Source organism: Gemmatimonadota bacterium, from assembly GCA_016209965.1.
GTDB lineage: Bacteria > Gemmatimonadota > Gemmatimonadetes > Longimicrobiales > RSA9 > JACQVE01.
In genome coordinates this window covers 1-15446 of record JACQVE010000272.1, presented here as the reverse complement: position 1 = coordinate 15446, position 15446 = coordinate 1, and the positions used below count along the sequence as shown (strand labels likewise).

At 69.2% G+C, this 15446-nt stretch carries 17 protein-coding genes; 5 read left to right on the top strand and 12 right to left on the bottom strand.

From position 1 onward, the window contains the following. From HY703_10860 to rpmA, 5 genes are all read left to right on the top strand, one after another. Positions 1-1399, top strand: a 1399-nt coding sequence (locus HY703_10860) for a RecQ family ATP-dependent DNA helicase (GenBank protein MBI4545687.1), incomplete at its 5' end; no start/stop codon positions are given. A 113-nt stretch (positions 1400-1512) separates the two neighbouring features. After that, positions 1513-2739: an acyl-CoA dehydrogenase family protein gene (locus tag HY703_10855; GenBank protein ID MBI4545686.1), complete on the top strand. Its 1227-nt coding sequence runs from the start codon at positions 1513-1515 to the stop codon at positions 2737-2739. Between the two features lie 48 nt (positions 2740-2787). Then, the gene (locus tag HY703_10850) at positions 2788-4320 is read left to right on the top strand and encodes an Rne/Rng family ribonuclease (GenBank protein MBI4545685.1); all 1533 of its coding nucleotides are present in this window, start codon (positions 2788-2790) and stop codon (positions 4318-4320) included. Positions 4321-4587: 267 nt separating this feature from the next. Continuing rightward, positions 4588-4902 carry a 50S ribosomal protein L21 gene (rplU, locus tag HY703_10845; protein MBI4545684.1) on the top strand — a complete coding sequence of 105 codons (315 nt, stop codon included), beginning with the start codon at positions 4588-4590 and terminating at the stop codon, positions 4900-4902. Positions 4903-4912: 10 nt separating this feature from the next. Beyond that, positions 4913-5170, top strand: coding sequence for a 50S ribosomal protein L27 (gene rpmA, locus HY703_10840; GenBank protein ID MBI4545683.1), 258 nt, complete (start codon positions 4913-4915; stop codon positions 5168-5170). Between the two features lie 262 nt (positions 5171-5432). On the opposite strand, the gene HY703_10835 is transcribed toward rpmA, so the two are convergent. From HY703_10835 to HY703_10780, 12 genes are all read right to left on the bottom strand, one after another. Beyond that, positions 5433-5783 carry a chorismate mutase gene (locus tag HY703_10835; GenBank protein ID MBI4545682.1) on the bottom strand — a complete coding sequence of 117 codons (351 nt, stop codon included), beginning with the start codon at positions 5781-5783 and terminating at the stop codon, positions 5433-5435. Continuing rightward, the gene (locus tag HY703_10830; protein MBI4545681.1) at positions 5780-6649 is read right to left on the bottom strand and encodes a prephenate dehydratase; all 870 of its coding nucleotides are present in this window, start codon (positions 6647-6649) and stop codon (positions 5780-5782) included. The genes HY703_10835 and HY703_10830 overlap by 4 nt, the downstream gene beginning before the upstream one ends. Further along, positions 6646-8154: a sodium:solute symporter family protein gene (locus HY703_10825; protein MBI4545680.1), complete on the bottom strand. Its 1509-nt coding sequence runs from the start codon at positions 8152-8154 to the stop codon at positions 6646-6648. The genes HY703_10830 and HY703_10825 overlap by 4 nt, the downstream gene beginning before the upstream one ends. 2 nt (positions 8155-8156) lie before the next feature. Continuing rightward, a complete protein-coding gene (locus HY703_10820; protein MBI4545679.1) occupies positions 8157-8372 on the bottom strand; it encodes a DUF3311 domain-containing protein in 216 nt (71 codons plus the stop codon). Positions 8373-8438: 66 nt separating this feature from the next. Continuing rightward, complete coding sequence (locus HY703_10815; GenBank protein ID MBI4545678.1) at positions 8439-8690, bottom strand: hypothetical protein; 252 nt, start codon at positions 8688-8690, stop codon at positions 8439-8441. 28 nt (positions 8691-8718) lie between these two features. Then, a complete protein-coding gene (locus HY703_10810) occupies positions 8719-9498 on the bottom strand; it encodes an enoyl-CoA hydratase/isomerase family protein (GenBank protein MBI4545677.1) in 780 nt (259 codons plus the stop codon). A gap of 9 nt (positions 9499-9507) precedes the next feature. Then, complete coding sequence (locus HY703_10805) at positions 9508-10380, bottom strand: 3-hydroxyacyl-CoA dehydrogenase family protein (protein MBI4545676.1); 873 nt, start codon at positions 10378-10380, stop codon at positions 9508-9510. A gap of 3 nt (positions 10381-10383) precedes the next feature. After that, positions 10384-10764, bottom strand: a complete 381-nt coding sequence (locus HY703_10800) for an enoyl-CoA hydratase/isomerase family protein (protein ID MBI4545675.1) — start codon at positions 10762-10764, stop codon at positions 10384-10386. Beyond that, positions 10761-11963, bottom strand: a complete 1203-nt coding sequence (locus HY703_10795; GenBank protein ID MBI4545674.1) for an acetyl-CoA C-acyltransferase — start codon at positions 11961-11963, stop codon at positions 10761-10763. Before HY703_10795 ends, HY703_10800 begins: the two co-directional genes overlap by 4 nt. A gap of 123 nt (positions 11964-12086) precedes the next feature. Then, a complete protein-coding gene (locus tag HY703_10790; GenBank protein ID MBI4545673.1) occupies positions 12087-13562 on the bottom strand; it encodes an aldehyde dehydrogenase family protein in 1476 nt (491 codons plus the stop codon). A gap of 50 nt (positions 13563-13612) precedes the next feature. After that, positions 13613-14449, bottom strand: coding sequence for an enoyl-CoA hydratase/isomerase family protein (locus HY703_10785; GenBank protein ID MBI4545672.1), 837 nt, complete (start codon positions 14447-14449; stop codon positions 13613-13615). Between the two features lie 199 nt (positions 14450-14648). Continuing rightward, the gene (locus HY703_10780) at positions 14649-15302 is read right to left on the bottom strand and encodes a TetR/AcrR family transcriptional regulator (protein ID MBI4545671.1); all 654 of its coding nucleotides are present in this window, start codon (positions 15300-15302) and stop codon (positions 14649-14651) included. Positions 15303-15446: the final 144 nt, after the last annotated feature.

Below are 15446 nucleotides of genomic sequence, written 5' to 3'. Positions count from 1 at the left end.
CCGCGAGCGGCTGGCGGGGCTGCGGGTGGCGCTGCTGGCGGTGGACGAAGCCCACTGCATCTCGCAGTGGGGGCATGACTTCCGCCCCAGCTATTTGGAGCTGGGCGCGGTGCGCGCGGCGCTCGGCTGCACCACCATCGCCCTGACCGCTACGGCCACGCCCGAGGTGCGCCAGGACGTGCTCCGGCAGCTCCGCCTGGCCCGGCCTCGCGTGGTCGTACGCGGTTTCGACCGGCCCAACCTGTCCTGGCACGTGCTGGCGGCCGCCAATGACCGCGAGAAGGACCGGCTGCTGCTCGAGCTGCTGCGCCGCAGCGCAGGTGCGGGCGTGGGCATTGTGTACGCCTCGACGCGCAAGCGGGTGGATGCGCTGGCGGACTTGCTGATCCGCGCCGGGCTGCCGGCGGCGGGCTACCACGCCGGCGTCCCCGATGCCGAGCGCCGGCGGCTGCAGGATGCCTTCATGGGCGAGGAGCTGCGCGTGGTCGTCGCCACCAACGCCTTCGGCATGGGCATCGACAAGCCGAACGTGCGCCTGGTGGTGCACTACAACATGCCCAGCTCGCTGGAAGCGTACTACCAGGAGGCCGGCCGCGCTGGCCGTGATGGTCAGCCCGCCACCTGCGTGCTGCTCCACGCCTACCCGGATCGGTTCACGCACGAGTTCTTCATCGAGCAGGGGTACCCGCCCCGGGAAGTGGTCGAGGCAGTCTACCGTGTGCTGCGGCGTCGCGGCGCGGAGAATGGTGTGGCCGCGGTCCCGGCCGGCGAGCTACTGTCGCACGCGGCGCCCGCGAAGAGCGAGCGCCAGGTCGAATCGGCGCTGCGCGTGCTGGCCGAGGCCGGTGTGCTCCGCCGGACCGATGCAGGCCGCGGCCGGCCCTGGCTCCGGCTGATGGCCACGCCGGACCGGATCCGGCGCGAGCTGGACGAGACCCGCCGCGGCGCGGAGCGAGAACTGCTGCGCCGCCTGTGGCGCCGCTACGGCGGACAGGCGCTCTACCACGGCCTCGAGGCCGGGCCGCGCGATTTGCAGCACCTTGGGCAATCGGGGGAGGCGGGGGACGCCATGCTCGAACGCCTGCAGCAGGAGGGGTTCCTCGAATGGCGCGCCTGGCCTACCACCGAGGGCATGCAGCTCCTGTTCGAGGGACCGGCCACCCGCCTGCCCGTCGACTGGGCAGCCCTCGAGGCGCACCATCGCCGCGAGCGCAGCAAGCTCCAGCGTATGCAGAGCTACGCCTACCACGACGGCTGCCGCCGCGGCTACGTGCTCCGCTACTTCGGCGACCCGGACGCCCGGCGCAGGTGCGCCGGCTGCGACAACTGCCAGGGCGCCGCTGGTCGCCTGCTCCCGGGCCAGCAGCCGCCGCACGCCCGGCGCGCGCGCGGCCGCTGACGGCCGCCGATTTCGCTGTTTTCCCGGCTCCGGCGGCTCCCCTTTCGACACACGGTGTATCCCCCGTAGAATGATAGGTTTCGCGCGTTCGCCTGAGGCATGGCATGACCCAGATTTATCTTGATCTTAGCGCGCAGCACGAGCGGCTGCGGGCCCGCGTCCGCGAGTTCGCCGAGTCTGAGATTGCGCCGGTTGCCCGGGAAGTGGACGAGAGCTGCCGCTTTCCCTGGGAGACCGTCAAGGCCATGGCCGAGCTGGGCCTGTTCGGCGTCAACGTGCCGGAGGAGTACGGCGGCCTGGGACACGATTATCTGAGCTACATCCTGGTCATCGAGGAGCTGGCCCGTGTGGATGCGAGCCACTCGATCACGGTGAGCGCGCATTCCACGCTCGGCACCTCGCCCATCCTGAACTTCGGCAGCGAGGCCCAGAAGCGCCGCTATCTCCCGCTGCTGGCGCGCGGGCAGGTGCTGGGCGGCTTCGGACTGACGGAGCCCGGCGCCGGCTCGGACTCCGCCGCGACGCGTACCACGGCAGTGCGCACAAACGGCGGGTACAGGATCAGTGGCAGCAAGATCTTCATCACCAATGCGGGCGTGGGCGAGATCTTCGTGGTGACGGCGGTGACGGACCCGAGTCGCGGGCCGCGCGGGATCACCAGCTTCATTGTCACCAAGGAGACGACGGATCGCGAAATCGCGGACCGGCTGGGCATCGGCCACGCGGCCGAGCTGGAGCCCTTCACTCCGGGAGTGCGCGCGGCCAAGAAGGAAGACAAGATGGGCTGGCGCGCCTCCGACACCCGTGAGCTGATCCTCGAGGACGCGGACGTGCCGGCCGAGAGCCGGTTGGGTGAGGAAGGCGAGGGTTTCATCAATTTCATGAAGACGCTGGACGCCGGCCGCATTGGGCTGGGCGCGCTGGCGCTCGGGCTGGCGCAGGGCGCGTTCGACCAGGCGCTGCGCTTCTCGGGAGGGCGACGGCAGTTTGGCCGGGCGCTCCGCGAGTTCCAGGGCATTCAGTTTGCCCTGGCCGACATGGCCACCGAGATCGCGGCCGCACGCCACCTAGTGTATCACGCGGCCTGGCTCAAACAGAGCGGAAAACCGTACACCGCTGAGGCGGCCATGGCCAAGCTGTTTGCCAGTGAGATGGCCATGCGGGTGACCACCCGCGCCGTGCAGCTCCTGGGCGGCTACGGCTACACGAGTGAGTATCCTGTCGAGCGCATGATGCGTGACGCCAAGATTTGTGAGATCGGCGAGGGCACCAGCGAGATCCAGCGCCTGGTGATCGCCCGCCACCTCTTCCGCGAGCTGGTCGAGGAGGTGGGCGGCTAAGCGCACTCAGGGCCGGGACATTTCCCGCGCCGATCGTAATGGAAGGGTATGAAACGCGAGATTCTCATGTCGGCCGCGCCGCAAGAAACGCGCGTGGCCATTCTGGAAGATGATGTCCTGGTCGAAGTCATGGTGGACCGCCCTGAGGCGCAACGCCTGGTGGGTGACATCTATATCGGCCAGGTCGAGGCTGTGCTGCCGGGCATCCAGGCGGCCTTTGTAGACATTGGCACGGAGAAGGCCGCCTTCCTCCATGTTTCGGACGTGGCCGTAGATTCCGGCATGGAAGAGGAGGAGGAAGAAGAGGAGCTGGAAGGGGAGGGGAGGAGCCGCCGCTATCCACCCATCCAGGAGCTGGTCAAGAAGGGGGAACGCCTGACCGTGCAGGTGTCGAAGGAACCTATTGGCACCAAAGGTCCGCGCGTCACCACCCAGATCTCCCTTCCCGGCCGGTTCCTGGTCTACATGCCGCAGTCCCGCCACATCGGCGTCAGCCGCAAGATCGAGGATCGCGAGGAACGCAGTCGTCTGCGCGCCCTGGCGCACGAGATTGTCCCGGAGGACTCTGGCGGCGTCATTATCCGCACGGTGGGTGAGGAGCTGACACGACAGATCTTCGGCCGCGAGCTCAAGGCCCTCCTCAACACCTGGAAGAAGATCCAGCGGCGCGCGCGCGGAGCCAAGCCGCCCGCCTTGATCCACCGCGAGGCGAAGCTGACGAGTGGCCTCATCCGTGACGTCTTCACGGAAAAAGTCGACGCCCTGATCATTGACAGCAAAGAGGTGTACGGTGAAGTCAAGCAGTACGTCCAGGGCGTGGATCCCGACCTCATGAGCCGCGTCCACCTGTACAAGGACCCGCTGCCCCTGTTCGACAAGTACGGCGTCGAGGAAGCGATACGCGAGGCGTTCCAGCGCCGCGTCGAGCTGCCCTCCGGCGGCTACATCGTCATCGAGCCCACCGAGGCGCTCGTCTCCATCGACGTCAACACCGGGCGCTACACCGGGAAACGGGACCCGGAAAAGACTATCCTGCGGACTAACCTGGACGCGGCCCGCGAAATCGCACGCCAGCTCCGGCTGCGTGACATTGGCGGCATCATCGTCTGTGACTTCATTGACATGGAGTCCCGCGCCAATCAGGACCGTGTGCTCCAGGAACTGCGCAGCTACTTGAGCCGGGACCGCGCGCGCACCCGCGCCTTCCAGGTCTCCGAGCTCGGGCTGGTCGAGATGACCCGCCAGCGCGTCCGACCCTCCCTCTTCCAATCCCTCACCGAGCCCTGCACGGACTGCGGCGGCACGGGCCGCGTGTTCACGCCCGAGACCGTCGTGCGGCGTATTGAACGCGCCATCCGCCGCGTGGCCGCCGAGCGCGCCGAGAAGCACGTCACCATCCGTGTTCACCCCCAGGTGGCCCTCCACATCCTGGAGGAAGAGCCCAACTTCCTGCGACGGCTCCAGTCCGAGTTCCGGCTCGACCTGGACATCCGCGATGACCCGCTCATGCGCCAGGACGCGTTCCGGCTCCTCGCCGGGCCCGCCGATGCCGACGTCACGGCAAAGTACGCACTGGGGTGAGGCGGTCAGAACGACACCCGCAGGCGCAGCCGGCACCGCCCCCGCTCCCGCATCCGCATAGTGGCCCCGACCCCCTCGAAGGTGGAGGCCCATGCGGGCAACGCGCACCACCCCGCCACGCTGCCGCGCCCGCCGGGGGTCGCCGCCTGCGGGCACCGCCTGCGGTCGCCCTGGCACCTGGGGTTCGGCGCCTGGGGTCCGCTTGACAGCACGCTCGACACGGGCAATCTTTCAAAGCTTGGCGGTTGATCAATTACGCAAGGGACCATGTACGCGATCATACGCAGCGGCGGCAAGCAGTTCCGTGCTGAACCAGGCATGATGATCCGGATCCCGGCGCTGGCGGCCGACGTCGGCGCGACGGTGACCTTCGAGGATGTGCTGCTGGCCTCGGCCGACGACGGCGTCCAGGTCGGCGCGCCCAAGGTGGGCGGCGCCTCGGTGGTGGGCGAGGTCGTGGCGCATGGCCTGGGCGAGAAGGTGATCGTATTCAAGTGGAAGCGGCGCAAGAACTACCGCCGCAAGCAGGGGCATCGGCAGAAGTACACCGATGTCCGGATCGGCGAGATCCGGCTCGGCTGAGGAGGTCGGTATGGCGCACAAGAAGGGCGTAGGCTCGAGCCGGAACGGCCGGGACTCGAATGCGCAGCGGTTGGGTGTGAAGCGCTTTGGTGGCCAGCGTGTCCTGGCCGGCAACATCCTGGTGCGGCAGCGCGGGACCAAGTTCCATCCGGGCCGGAATGTAGGCCGGGGCCGGGACGACACGCTGTTTGCCCTGATCGATGGGGTAGTGAAGTTCGAGCGCCGGGGCAGGGAGCGGCAGTGGATTTCGGTCGACCCAATCGCGTGACCACGGCCTGATCCGCGCACCCGGCTCTGGCGCACGGCCCCGACCGACCTGGTCGGGGCTTCTTTTTTCGCCGCCACTCTGGGCTGCTTTGGCCCCGTTCCTGCGAATCCGCGGATTCAGGTGGTGGCGAGACGGCGGAGGGAGGCGGCGCGATGGTGGAGAAGAAGGAACCGGAACGGGCGCGCACGCTGCCCGTGCGGCGCGGGGACATCGAGCCCTACACTGCGCTGCGCTGGGTGGCCACGCTCTTCTGGCCGCGAAGCTAGCTCGAGCGGGTGAGCGGCGGGTCGTGATCCTGGATCCCGCGCGATTGGGCGATCAGCCGCCAGAGCACGTCGCGCACGAGCTCGGGGTCCACGCCCTGGTCCCGCGCGGCGGCTGCGGCGCGCCGCACGACTTCCGCTTCGCGCGCCGGGTCCAGCACGGGCAGTCCGAGGCGGCGCTTGACTTCTCCGATCTCCGCGGCCAGTGCCAGCCTCTGGCCGAGAATACGAATCAGTTGCTCGTCCAGCGCCGCGATCTGCTGCCTCAATTCTTCCAGGCGCGTGGCCTCGGGTTGGGCGGGCGCGGCGCCGCCAGCGCCTTCCTGACCTGGCGCACCAGGCAGATTCACGTCCCCTGCCATCGCGGGTAGCTGCCCAGCACCTGCAGCGAAGAGGCGCGCCGTGCCACTTCTTCGATGGCTTCTCGGGCCTCCGGCGCGGCCACGTCCGTCTCCAGCTCGACGAAAAACCGGTACGTCCATGGCTCGGCGCCGGGGCGGGACTCGAGCTTGGACAGGTTGATCTCGCGGTTTGCGAACGGCAGCAGCACCTGGACGAGCGCACCCGGACGATTGTCCGTCTCGACCAGCAACGCTGTCTTGCAGGGGCCCCTCCACCGCTCCGGCCTTGCGCCGCCGTCCCGCCTGCTCACCACCAGGAAGCGCGTCTGGTTGTCGCGCCGATCCTCCACCTCCTCGGCGAGCAGCACCAGCCCGTACCGCGTCGCTGCGGGGCGGCCCGCCAGCGCGGCTACACTCGGGTCACCCGCGGCCGCGACCTCCTTGGCGGCGCCCGCGGTGTCGTACACGGCCACGGCCTCGATGGTCGGGTGCTGCAGCAGAAATCGACTGCACTGCGCCAGGGCGACCGGATGGGAGAGGATGCGGCGCAACCGCTCGAGGCTGGAGCCGGGCAGCCCGAGCACGCAATGGTGGATGGGCGCGATCACCTCGCCCACCACTTCCAGCTCGCCGGCGCCGAGTACGTCATAGCTGGCGACGACGCTGCCGGCGACCGTATTCTCGATGGGCAGCAGCCCGTACTCGACGGCGCCCGAGACCACGGCCTCGCCTACCTCGCGGAACTCGCGCCGCGGCACCGGCTCGACGACGCCGCCGAAATACAGCCGTACCGCTTCTTCGCTGAACGCGCCCAGCTCCCCTTGGAACGCGACGCGCGGCGCCGGCGCTGCCGCCTCACGCTGTGCTCGGCTCATGCCGCGACCCCGACGGCGGCTGCCGGCCGCGGCGGCTCCTCAGGTCGGGCGGCCACGAACGTCCGGGCGTGGTCGGGTGGCTGGGGGCGGGTCAGCAGGCTGACCACGATGAGCATGAGACTATTGACCGCCACGCCGATCAGCCCCTCGTGGATCTCGAACGGGCGCAGCTCCTTCTGCCAGAAGAAGAAGAGCGTGGTGGCGAAGCCCGCGGCCAGCCCGGCGAGCACGCCCGGCACCGTCGCCCGCCGCCAGTAGAGCGCGGCGTAGACCGGGGGTGCCAGTTGGTCCACGATCCCGTACGCTGTGAGTAGCAGCAGCACCAGGGTTTGCGTCTGGACCAGCGCCAGGCCGTAGGCCAGCCCGCCCAGCCCCAGGACGAGCAGGCGCATGAGCACGCGTTGCTGCGCGTCGCTGAAGTGGAAGAACGGGCGTACACCGTCCTCGACGGTGATGGAAGCCATGCCGTGCAGCAGGGCATCGCCCGTGGACATGGATGCGGAGAGCGCGCCCGCGCAGAAGAGCCCGACCACCAGCGCGGGGAGCCCCAGTCCCAGGATCATGTGGGGCATGATGTGGTCCGGCGTGGCGGGCGCGGTCGGGTACAGCACACCGGCAAAGCCGATGAGGAAGATGGGGATCAGAAAGAGCTGGAAGGTGGGATAAAGCACCACCGTCCGGCGCAGCGTATCGTCGTCACGGCTGGTGAAGGACTTCATGAAGAGGTGTGGCCACATGATGAAGCCAATGGCCGAAGAGAGGATCGCCGACGAGTAGGCGCCCCAGCTCCAGGGCTGTCCAGCGGGGCCGAGGCCCGGCGTCGTGAGCAGCTCCGGCCGTGTGGCCGCGATCCCCTCGAACATGGCGCCCACGCCGCCATACAGCCGGTAAGGGATGTACAGGCCCAGCGTCCAGGCCACGAGCATCATGATCACGCCCTGAAACACGTTGGTCCAGGCGACGGCCGAGACCCCGCTGACCAGCACGTACGTTGCGACGACGAGGTAGGCCAGGGCGGCGCCCAGCCACAGCGGCACGTGCTCGTCCGTCACGGCGCTGACAACAATGCCGGCGCCCCGGATCTGCAGCACCAGGTAGGGGATCGAGGCTGCGACCGCAACGCCGGCCAGAAGCGCGGAGAGCAGGCGGCTGGGAAACCGGCCAACCACGAGTTGGGCCTGGGTCACGTAACCCCGCTGCCGGCCGATCCGCCCTGCTTTCGGCCCCAGGAAGTACCAGGGCGCGATGCCCAGGACGCCGTACGCCAGGATGTAGAAGGCGGCGGCGCCCTGCGAATACGCCCAGCCGGGGCCGCCCAGGAAGGCAAAGGCGCTGAAGATGGTTGCGCCGGTCACGAAATACATGGCCAGCAGGCCGAAGCGGCGGTCCGCAGCCACGTACCCCGCCACGCTGGCCGTCACCCTGCGCCCGGCGGCCAACCCGATGGCCAGCGTGGCCATCAGGTACGCCAGGACGATGCCGGCGATGAGCTGCCAGCGCTCCACGCTCAGCTCTCCCGCTGCGCGCTGGACTCTGCCCGGTGCAGGATCCAGAACACGATGCCCGCGAGCGCGACCCAGAGCGCGCTCCAGAACAGGGAAAAGGGCAGCCCCAGCACGAGCGGGCGGATGCGATTGAAGGGCAGGGTAGCGGGATAGGTCAGCACCAGCACGTAGGCGGTGAAGAAGGCCACGGCCAGCCGCCGGGCGGCACGTATGCTCATGGGCATCACTGGCAGGTCGGTTAATGTGCGGATAGCGCTGCGGCGCGCGAGCCTGTCCTGGCCAAGCTAGCCGGCCAGGCCGCGCAGCGCCCGGGCCGCCGCCTCGAGGCCCGAGGCCAGCTCGTCGATCAGCTCTCGGGTCGCCGTGAGCGTGAGCCCCTCCGAGCCGAGCTGGCTGCGCAGCCCCCGGATCCGGCGCGCGGCATTCTCGATGCGCTCTGCGGCCTCGGCCGGCGACTGCGTCACGGCCTCGTCGCCAAAGGGGTTCACCCGCTGCGCCGCGCCCCGGGGCTCGTCACCGAAAGGGGTCTTCTTCATGGGCCTCCTGCCTTCTCCCTAGCCTAGCCTAGCGCCCCCGGAACTCGGGCGCGCGTTTCTCCAGGAATGCCCGCACGCCCTCCCGCATGTCTTCACTGCTGAATGCCATGCCGAACAATTCGCGCTCGTAGCGGAGGCCGGCTTCGAGCGGCGTTTCCAGCGCCGCGCGCACCGCCTCCTTGGCCAGCCGCAGCGCGACCGGCGAGTAGCCGGCCAGCAGGCGGGCGAGCTCCCGGGTGCGATCCGCCAGCGCCGGGTCATCGACGACGAGGTCCACCAGGCCCATGCGCTCCGCCTCCTCGGCGTCGATCATCTCGCCGGTCAGCACCAGCCGCATGGCGCGGCCGAAGCCCACCAGCCGGGGGAGTCGCTGCGTCCCCCCACCGCCCGGCAGCAGCCCCAGCTTGATCTCGGGCTGTCCGAGGCGCGCGGAGCGGGCCGCGACTCGCAGGTCGCAGGCCAGCGCCAGCTCGCAACCGCCGCCCAGGCAAAAGCCGTTGATCATGGCGATGGTGGGCTTCGGGTAGGCGGCGACCTCACTGAAGATCGGCCGTTCGCCCATGGCCACGCGCTGCTCCATGGGCGTGCGCTCCACGAACTCGGCGATGTCCGCACCGGCAATGAAAGCCTTCTCGCCAGCGCCGGTGAAGACCACCACGCGCGCCTCCGGTGCGCTGCGGAGCTGGTCCAGCACCTCGAGCAACTCGCGCCGAACGGCCATGTTCAGCGCGTTGCGCTTGTCCGGCCGGTTGACGACAATGGTCGCGACCCGCTCCTCGACGCTGACCAGCAGGGTCTCGTAGTCCATGCCCGCCCGTCACTCCTTCCAGCGGTAGAAGCCTTCGCCCGACTTCTTGCCCAACTTCCCTTCGGCCACCAGACGCTTCAGGACCTCGGGCGGCCGGAACCGGTCTGCTCCCAGCTTCTCGCTCAGGTAGTTGGCGATGTCGAGGCGTACGTCCAGCCCGACCAGGTCGGTCAGGCGCAGAGGCCCCATGGGATGGCGGTAGCCCAACTCCATCGCCCGGTCAATATCCTCGGCGCTAGCCACGCCCTCCTCCAGCATGCGCATGGCTTCGAGCCCGAGCGCCACGCCGAGCCGCGAGGAGGCAAAGCCGGGCGAATCGTGCACCAGGATCGGCTCCTTGCCCAGCCGTCGCGCGAATGCTACCCCCGCCTGCACCGCTCGCTCCTCCGTCCATTCGCCCCGGACCACCTCGACCAGGCGCATGGCGTGCACGGGGTTGAAGAAGTGCAGCCCGAGCACCTGCTCGCGTCGCGGCGCCGCCTCTTGCAGGTCGGTAACGCTGAGGCTCGAGGTGTTGGTGGCCAGGAGCGCGTGCGGCGGCGCGTGCTCGTGCAGTTCGCGGAATACCTGGACCTTGAGCTCGAATTTCTCGGGAACCGCCTCGATCACCAGATCGGCATCGCGGACTGCTTCGGCCAGCTCGGTCTCGCCGCGCAGCCGATCGAGTGCGGCGGCCCGCGCCTCGGGGGCCAGCTTCCCGCGCGCGACGCCCTGGTCCAGGTTTTCGCGGATCCGCTCGAGCCCCCGCTCGACGAGGTCGGCTGCAGTGTCCAGGAGCGCGACCCGGAAACCAGCTTGAGCGCTCGCCTGCGCAATGCCGTGCCCCATGGTGCCGGCGCCGATCACGGCCACGTTCCGGATGTCGCTCGCGCGGGATGACATCCGCTACCGGGGGAAGCGCGGCGCGCGCTTCTCGAGGAAGGCCCGCACCCCCTCCCGGGCGGCGGGCGAGCGGAAGGCGGCCATCTGCGCCTGGGTCTCGAAAGCGGCTTCGTCGCCCGCTTCGATCAGCTCGGCCATCACCGAGGCGTCGCCGCCAGTGGAGAAGGCGCGGCCGACCCCGGTGATGATCACGCAGCGGACGGCGTCGTCCTGCTCGAACTCGCCCAGCGCAGCCTCGATTTCCTGCCGCATCCGCCCAAAGAACGCGTTCAGCCGCTCCGGCCGGTTGATGCGGATCCAGCCCATTGTGCCGTCCCGCTCGACCAGGACGTGCCCTGCGCTGGCCGGTGACCTACGCGGGACGGATCGCGCCGCACTGCTCACGAGCCGAATACCTCCACGATCGTGGCGATTCCCTGGCCCACGCCGATGCACATCGTGGCCAGGCCGTAGCCGCCGCCGCGGCGCCGCAGCTCGTGGATCAGCGTGGTCAGGATGCGGGCGCCGGAGCAACCCAGCGGATGGCCGAGCGCGATGGCACCGCCGTTGACGTTGACCCGCGACGGATCGAGGCCGAGCTCCCGGATACAGGCCACCGACTGGGCCGCGAAGGCCTCGTTCAACTCGATCAGCGCGAGCTGGGAGGCTTCGAGTCCCGCCTGCGCCAGGGCACGGCGCGTCGCCGGGACCGGGCCCATCCCCATGAGTTCGGGTTCCACACCGGCAGCGGCGGCGGCGGCCAGCCGGGCGATCGGCTCGAGCCCCAGCACTCGGGCACGGTCCGCCTCCATGACCAGCAGTGCCGCTGCCCCGTCATTCAGCCCCGACGAGTTCCCGGCCGTGACCGTGCCTCCCGGCCTGAACACCGGCGGCAGCGCCGCCAGGCGCTCCAGCGTCACGTCCGGCCGGGGATGCTCATCCACCTCGATCCGTGCCGGCAGACCCTTGCGCTGCGGCACCTCCACCGGAACCAGCTCGGCCGAAAAACGCCCCCCCTGCTGCGCCGCCGCCGCCCGCCGCTGGCTTTCCAGCGCGAACTCGTCCTGCGCCAGCCTCGTGATGCCCCAGCGCTCGGCCACCAGCTCGGCGGTCTCGCCCAGCGCGATGGTCCAGTGCGCCGGAAAACGCGGATTCACGAACCGCCAGCCCAGCGCCGAGTCTGCCGCCTGCGGCGCGCCCCGCGCATACGCCTCTTCTGGCTTGAGCAGCACGAAGGGCGCGCGACTCATGGATTCCACGCCGCCCGCCAGGAACACGGCGCCTGCGCCCGCCACCACAGCGTGGAACGCCGCATGCACCGCCTGCAGCCCGGAGCCGCACAGCCGGTTCACGGTCTGCCCGGGCACCTCGACGGGAAAGCCAGCCAGCAGTGCCGACATCCGCGCCACGTTGCGGTTGTCTTCGCCTGCCTGGTTCGTGCACCCCAGGATCACGTCATCCAGGAGCCCCGGATCCACCCCCGTCCGCTGGACCAGCGCGCGCAGGGGCACGGCGCCCAGGTCGTCGGGGCGGACGGCGGCCAGCGCGCCGCCGTAACGACCCACCGGCGTGCGCACGGCATCGATGATCCACGCCTCACGCATCGCTACTCGGTGACCACGGATGCCGTGTCCCGATCCCCATCCCGCTTCCACCGGGCGCGGTCAACAGGACGGGGCACGCGCCCAAGCCGAGTACGAGCGGGGGCTCCGTGCCAGGCACGGATCTCAACCTAGGTCCACCCACACGCTCTTCACCTGCGTGTAAAGATCAAGCGCGTACTGGCCGAGCTCCCGGCCGTAGCCCGACTGCTTGTAGCCGCCGAACGGCGATGCCGGATCGAGCGGGTGGTAGGTGTTGACCCAGATCGTGCCCGCCTGGATCCGCCGTGCCACGCGGTGCGCCCGCTTGAGGTCATTCGTCCATACCGCCGCGGCCAGGCCGTAGATGGTCTGATTGGCCAGCGCGACGGCTTCCTCCTCGTCGCGGAAGCTCAGTGTGGCCAGCACCGGCCCGAAGATTTCCTCCTGCGCGATGGTATGCTGGGGTGCGACCCGGTCGAAGATCGTGGGCTCGAGCCAGTAGCCGCGCTCCTCGCCCCGGTAAGGGGCGCGCCTGCCGCCCGTCAGCAGATTCGCACCCTCGGCTTTCCCCCGCTCGATGTAGCCCAGCACACGGCCGAGCTGCTGCTCCGAAATGAGCGGCCCGATCCGCGTCTTGGGGTCCAGCGGGTCCGCCGGCTCGAGCCGCTTCGCCCGTTCCACCAGCTTGTCCAGCAACGCATCATGTGCTGCCTCCTGGACCAGCAGCCGCGAGCCCGCCGTGCAGCACTGGCCGGCGTTGTAGAAGATGGCTGCAAACGCGCCGCGCGCCGCCGCGTCCAGGTCGGCATCGGCAAAGACCACGTTGGGCGACTTGCCGCCCAGCTCGAGCGACACCTTCTTCAGGGTCTGGGCGGCCTCGCGCATGATGACCTTGCCCACCGCCGTCGAACCGGTGAACGCGATCTTGTCCACTCCCGCGTGGCGCACCAGCGCGGCCCCCGCCGTCCCGCCAAAGCCTGGCAGCACGTTCAGGACACCGGGCGGGACACCCACTTCGGCGGCCAGCGCCGCCAGCTCGAGGGCGGTGAGCGGCGTCTGCTCTGCGGGCTTGAGAACCACCGCATTCCCGCAGGCCAGTGCCGGCGCCACCTTCCAGCTCGCCATGAGCAGGGGGAAGTTCCAGGGAATGATCGCGCCGACCACGCCCACCGGCTCCTTCACCGTGTAATTGAAGACGTTGCCCCGCACCGGGATCGTCTCGCCCTCGAGTTTGGTAGCCCACCCGGCGTAATAGCGGAACGCGTCCACGGTTTCGCGCAGGTCGATCTGCGCCTCGCGGATCGGCTTCCCCGTGTCGAGCACCTCGAGTCGCGCCAGTTGCTCGGACCGCGCCTCGATCGCATCTGCCAGCCGCCAGAGCAGGGCGCCCCGGTCCGCGGCGTCGAGCGAGCGCCAGGCGGCCGACTCCGCCGCCGAGCGCGCGGCAGCCACCGCGGCCGCGACGTCGTCCTCCCCCGCCTCCGCCACTTCCACCAGTACCTCGCCCGTCGCCGGGTTCCGCGTCTCGAAGGTTCCGGCAGCGGCGGCATCACGCCATTCGCCGCCGATAAAAAGCTGATTCGGCGCCTTGCGTTCTACGGCAACCTGTGTAGTCGACATCTGGGCCCCTTATCCTGGCATCCCCCGGTCGGGATGACAGCCCTTGGCTGTCACTTCCCCCGAAACTGCGGCTTCCGCTTGTCGGTGTACGCGGTCAGGCCTTCTCGCGCGTCCTCGCTCTGGAACAGGAGCTGTTGCAGCTCGCGCTCGACCGCCAGTCCTTCGGCAATGGGGAGCTCCCAGCCGGTCTGCACGGCGCGCTTGATGTGACCCACCGCCTTGGACGCCCGATTGGGCGGCGTGAACTCGCCGGCGTAGTTCAGTACCCGCTCCAGAAAGGCATCGCGGCTCTCGGCGTCCCACACGTCATTCACAATCCCGAGCGACTTCGCCTCGTCAAAATCGAACGTTCGGCCAGTGGCCATGAGTTCGATCGCCCGGGATTTGCCCACCAACCTGGACAGCCGCTGCGTGCCGCCTGTGCCCGGCAGCACACCCAGGCTCACCTCGGGCAAGCCGATCTTGCCCGCGCCCCGCCGCGCAATGCGCAGGTCCGCAGCCAGCGCGATCTCCAGGCCGCCGCCGACCGTATGCCCGTTCAGCGCTGAAATCACCAGCTTCGGCGTTTGCTCGAGCCGGTTCAGTGTCTCGTTGGCATGCAGGCAGAAGCAGTACTTGAAGCCCGCCGTGACATCGGCCAGCATGTTGATGTTGGCGCCCGCCGAGAAGAACTTCTCGCCTGCACCCGTCAGCACCAGCACGTACACAGCATCCGCCATGCGCGCCGCGAGGATCGCCTCGTCAAGCTGGCGCATCATGTCGTATGTGTACGTGTTCGCCGGCGGATCATCCAACGTGATCAGGGCCACGCCGTCGCGCGCCGCGTAGTGCACCAGCTCCCGCGGAGCCCGCTCCTGCTCCGCAGCCGTCTCCAGCACCTTCACCATTCCGCGCCTCCTCCAGTGTTCGTTGTCTAACCCTGCTCCTGCGGCTCGCGTCGCGTCGTCGGATCCCGGACCCATCCCGGACGGCGCACCGGTACCGATCCCGTGCGCTGCGCCCATCCCGATGATCCGATCCCCGGACACCCAACCCGTCCCGATCCCGGTCCCGATCGGGATCGGACTCCCAGCCCCGAATCCCGCGCTATCGCCTCCAGATCGACGGGTTCGCCTCCCCGGGGGCGTGCTCGATGACGGGGCCGGCCACAGCTTCCAACCCGCTGAGGTATCCCTCGAGGAAGACTTTGCTCATGCCCTCCGCCAACTCCGTCACGGTCACATCCCGATCGGGATGATACCAGTTGTAGATCCAGTTCATCATCCCGAACAGGGCGAACGCGGCCAGCCGCAGGTCGCCCGGGCGGCCGGCCGGGCGCAGCTCGGACAGGGTCTGCATGCAGATTTCCGTATACCGCTTTTTCCGGGCGTTGACCCGCCGACGATACTCTCCAGTCAGCGAATCGGCTTCATGGGAGAGCACCTTCATCTCCTTCATGTTGCCCACGAAGAAGCGCAGGTGGTTCGCCACCAGCAGTCGCAGCCGCCGCTGCGGATCTTCGATTCCGGCCAGCAGCCGTTCCAGGTTCTCGAGGATCGTGCCGAAGCAGTGATCCTGCACCATGAAGAGCAGCTCCTCCTTGCTCCGGAAGTAGTAGTAGAGGCCGGAGAGGCTGATGCCGGTGGCACGACTTATGTCGCGGATACTGGCTTGATGGTACCCTTTGTCGGCGAAGACCGCGGCAGCGCTGCGGAGGATGAGGGCGAGCTTGGCGTCGTAATGGCCTCGGTCTTCCGCCATGCCGGCTTCTCCTGCGCGGGGCGGCGCGGCGCGCGCCCGGCGCCGGCCTGGGGTCCGGTCGGCAAGCTAGACCGCCTCCGGGGGTGGGTCAAGTGGCGCAACGACTTGCCCGAGGCGCGGTTCGCCGCTACCTTACAGGCGTTG

Bases quoted from the DNA above. Each gene is read 5' to 3' on its own strand.
- HY703_10815 (MBI4545678.1), bottom strand. From the start codon at position 8,690: ATGAAGAAGACCCCTTTCGGTGACGAGCCCCGGGGCGCGGCGCAGCGG.
- rpmA (MBI4545683.1), top strand. From the start codon at position 4,913: ATGGCGCACAAGAAGGGCGTAGGCTCGAGCCGGAACGGCCGGGACTCG.
- rplU (MBI4545684.1), top strand. From the start codon at position 4,588: ATGTACGCGATCATACGCAGCGGCGGCAAGCAGTTCCGTGCTGAACCA.
- HY703_10810 (MBI4545677.1), bottom strand. From the start codon at position 9,498: ATGGACTACGAGACCCTGCTGGTCAGCGTCGAGGAGCGGGTCGCGACC.
- HY703_10795 (MBI4545674.1), bottom strand. From the start codon at position 11,963: ATGCGTGAGGCGTGGATCATCGATGCCGTGCGCACGCCGGTGGGTCGT.
- HY703_10790 (MBI4545673.1), bottom strand. From the start codon at position 13,562: ATGTCGACTACACAGGTTGCCGTAGAACGCAAGGCGCCGAATCAGCTT.
- HY703_10785 (MBI4545672.1), bottom strand. From the start codon at position 14,449: ATGGTGAAGGTGCTGGAGACGGCTGCGGAGCAGGAGCGGGCTCCGCGG.
- HY703_10780 (MBI4545671.1), bottom strand. From the start codon at position 15,302: ATGGCGGAAGACCGAGGCCATTACGACGCCAAGCTCGCCCTCATCCTC.
- HY703_10850 (MBI4545685.1), top strand. From the start codon at position 2,788: ATGAAACGCGAGATTCTCATGTCGGCCGCGCCGCAAGAAACGCGCGTG.
- HY703_10830 (MBI4545681.1), bottom strand. From the start codon at position 6,649: ATGAGCCGAGCACAGCGTGAGGCGGCAGCGCCGGCGCCGCGCGTCGCG.
- HY703_10820 (MBI4545679.1), bottom strand. From the start codon at position 8,372: ATGAGCATACGTGCCGCCCGGCGGCTGGCCGTGGCCTTCTTCACCGCC.
- HY703_10805 (MBI4545676.1), bottom strand. From the start codon at position 10,380: ATGTCATCCCGCGCGAGCGACATCCGGAACGTGGCCGTGATCGGCGCC.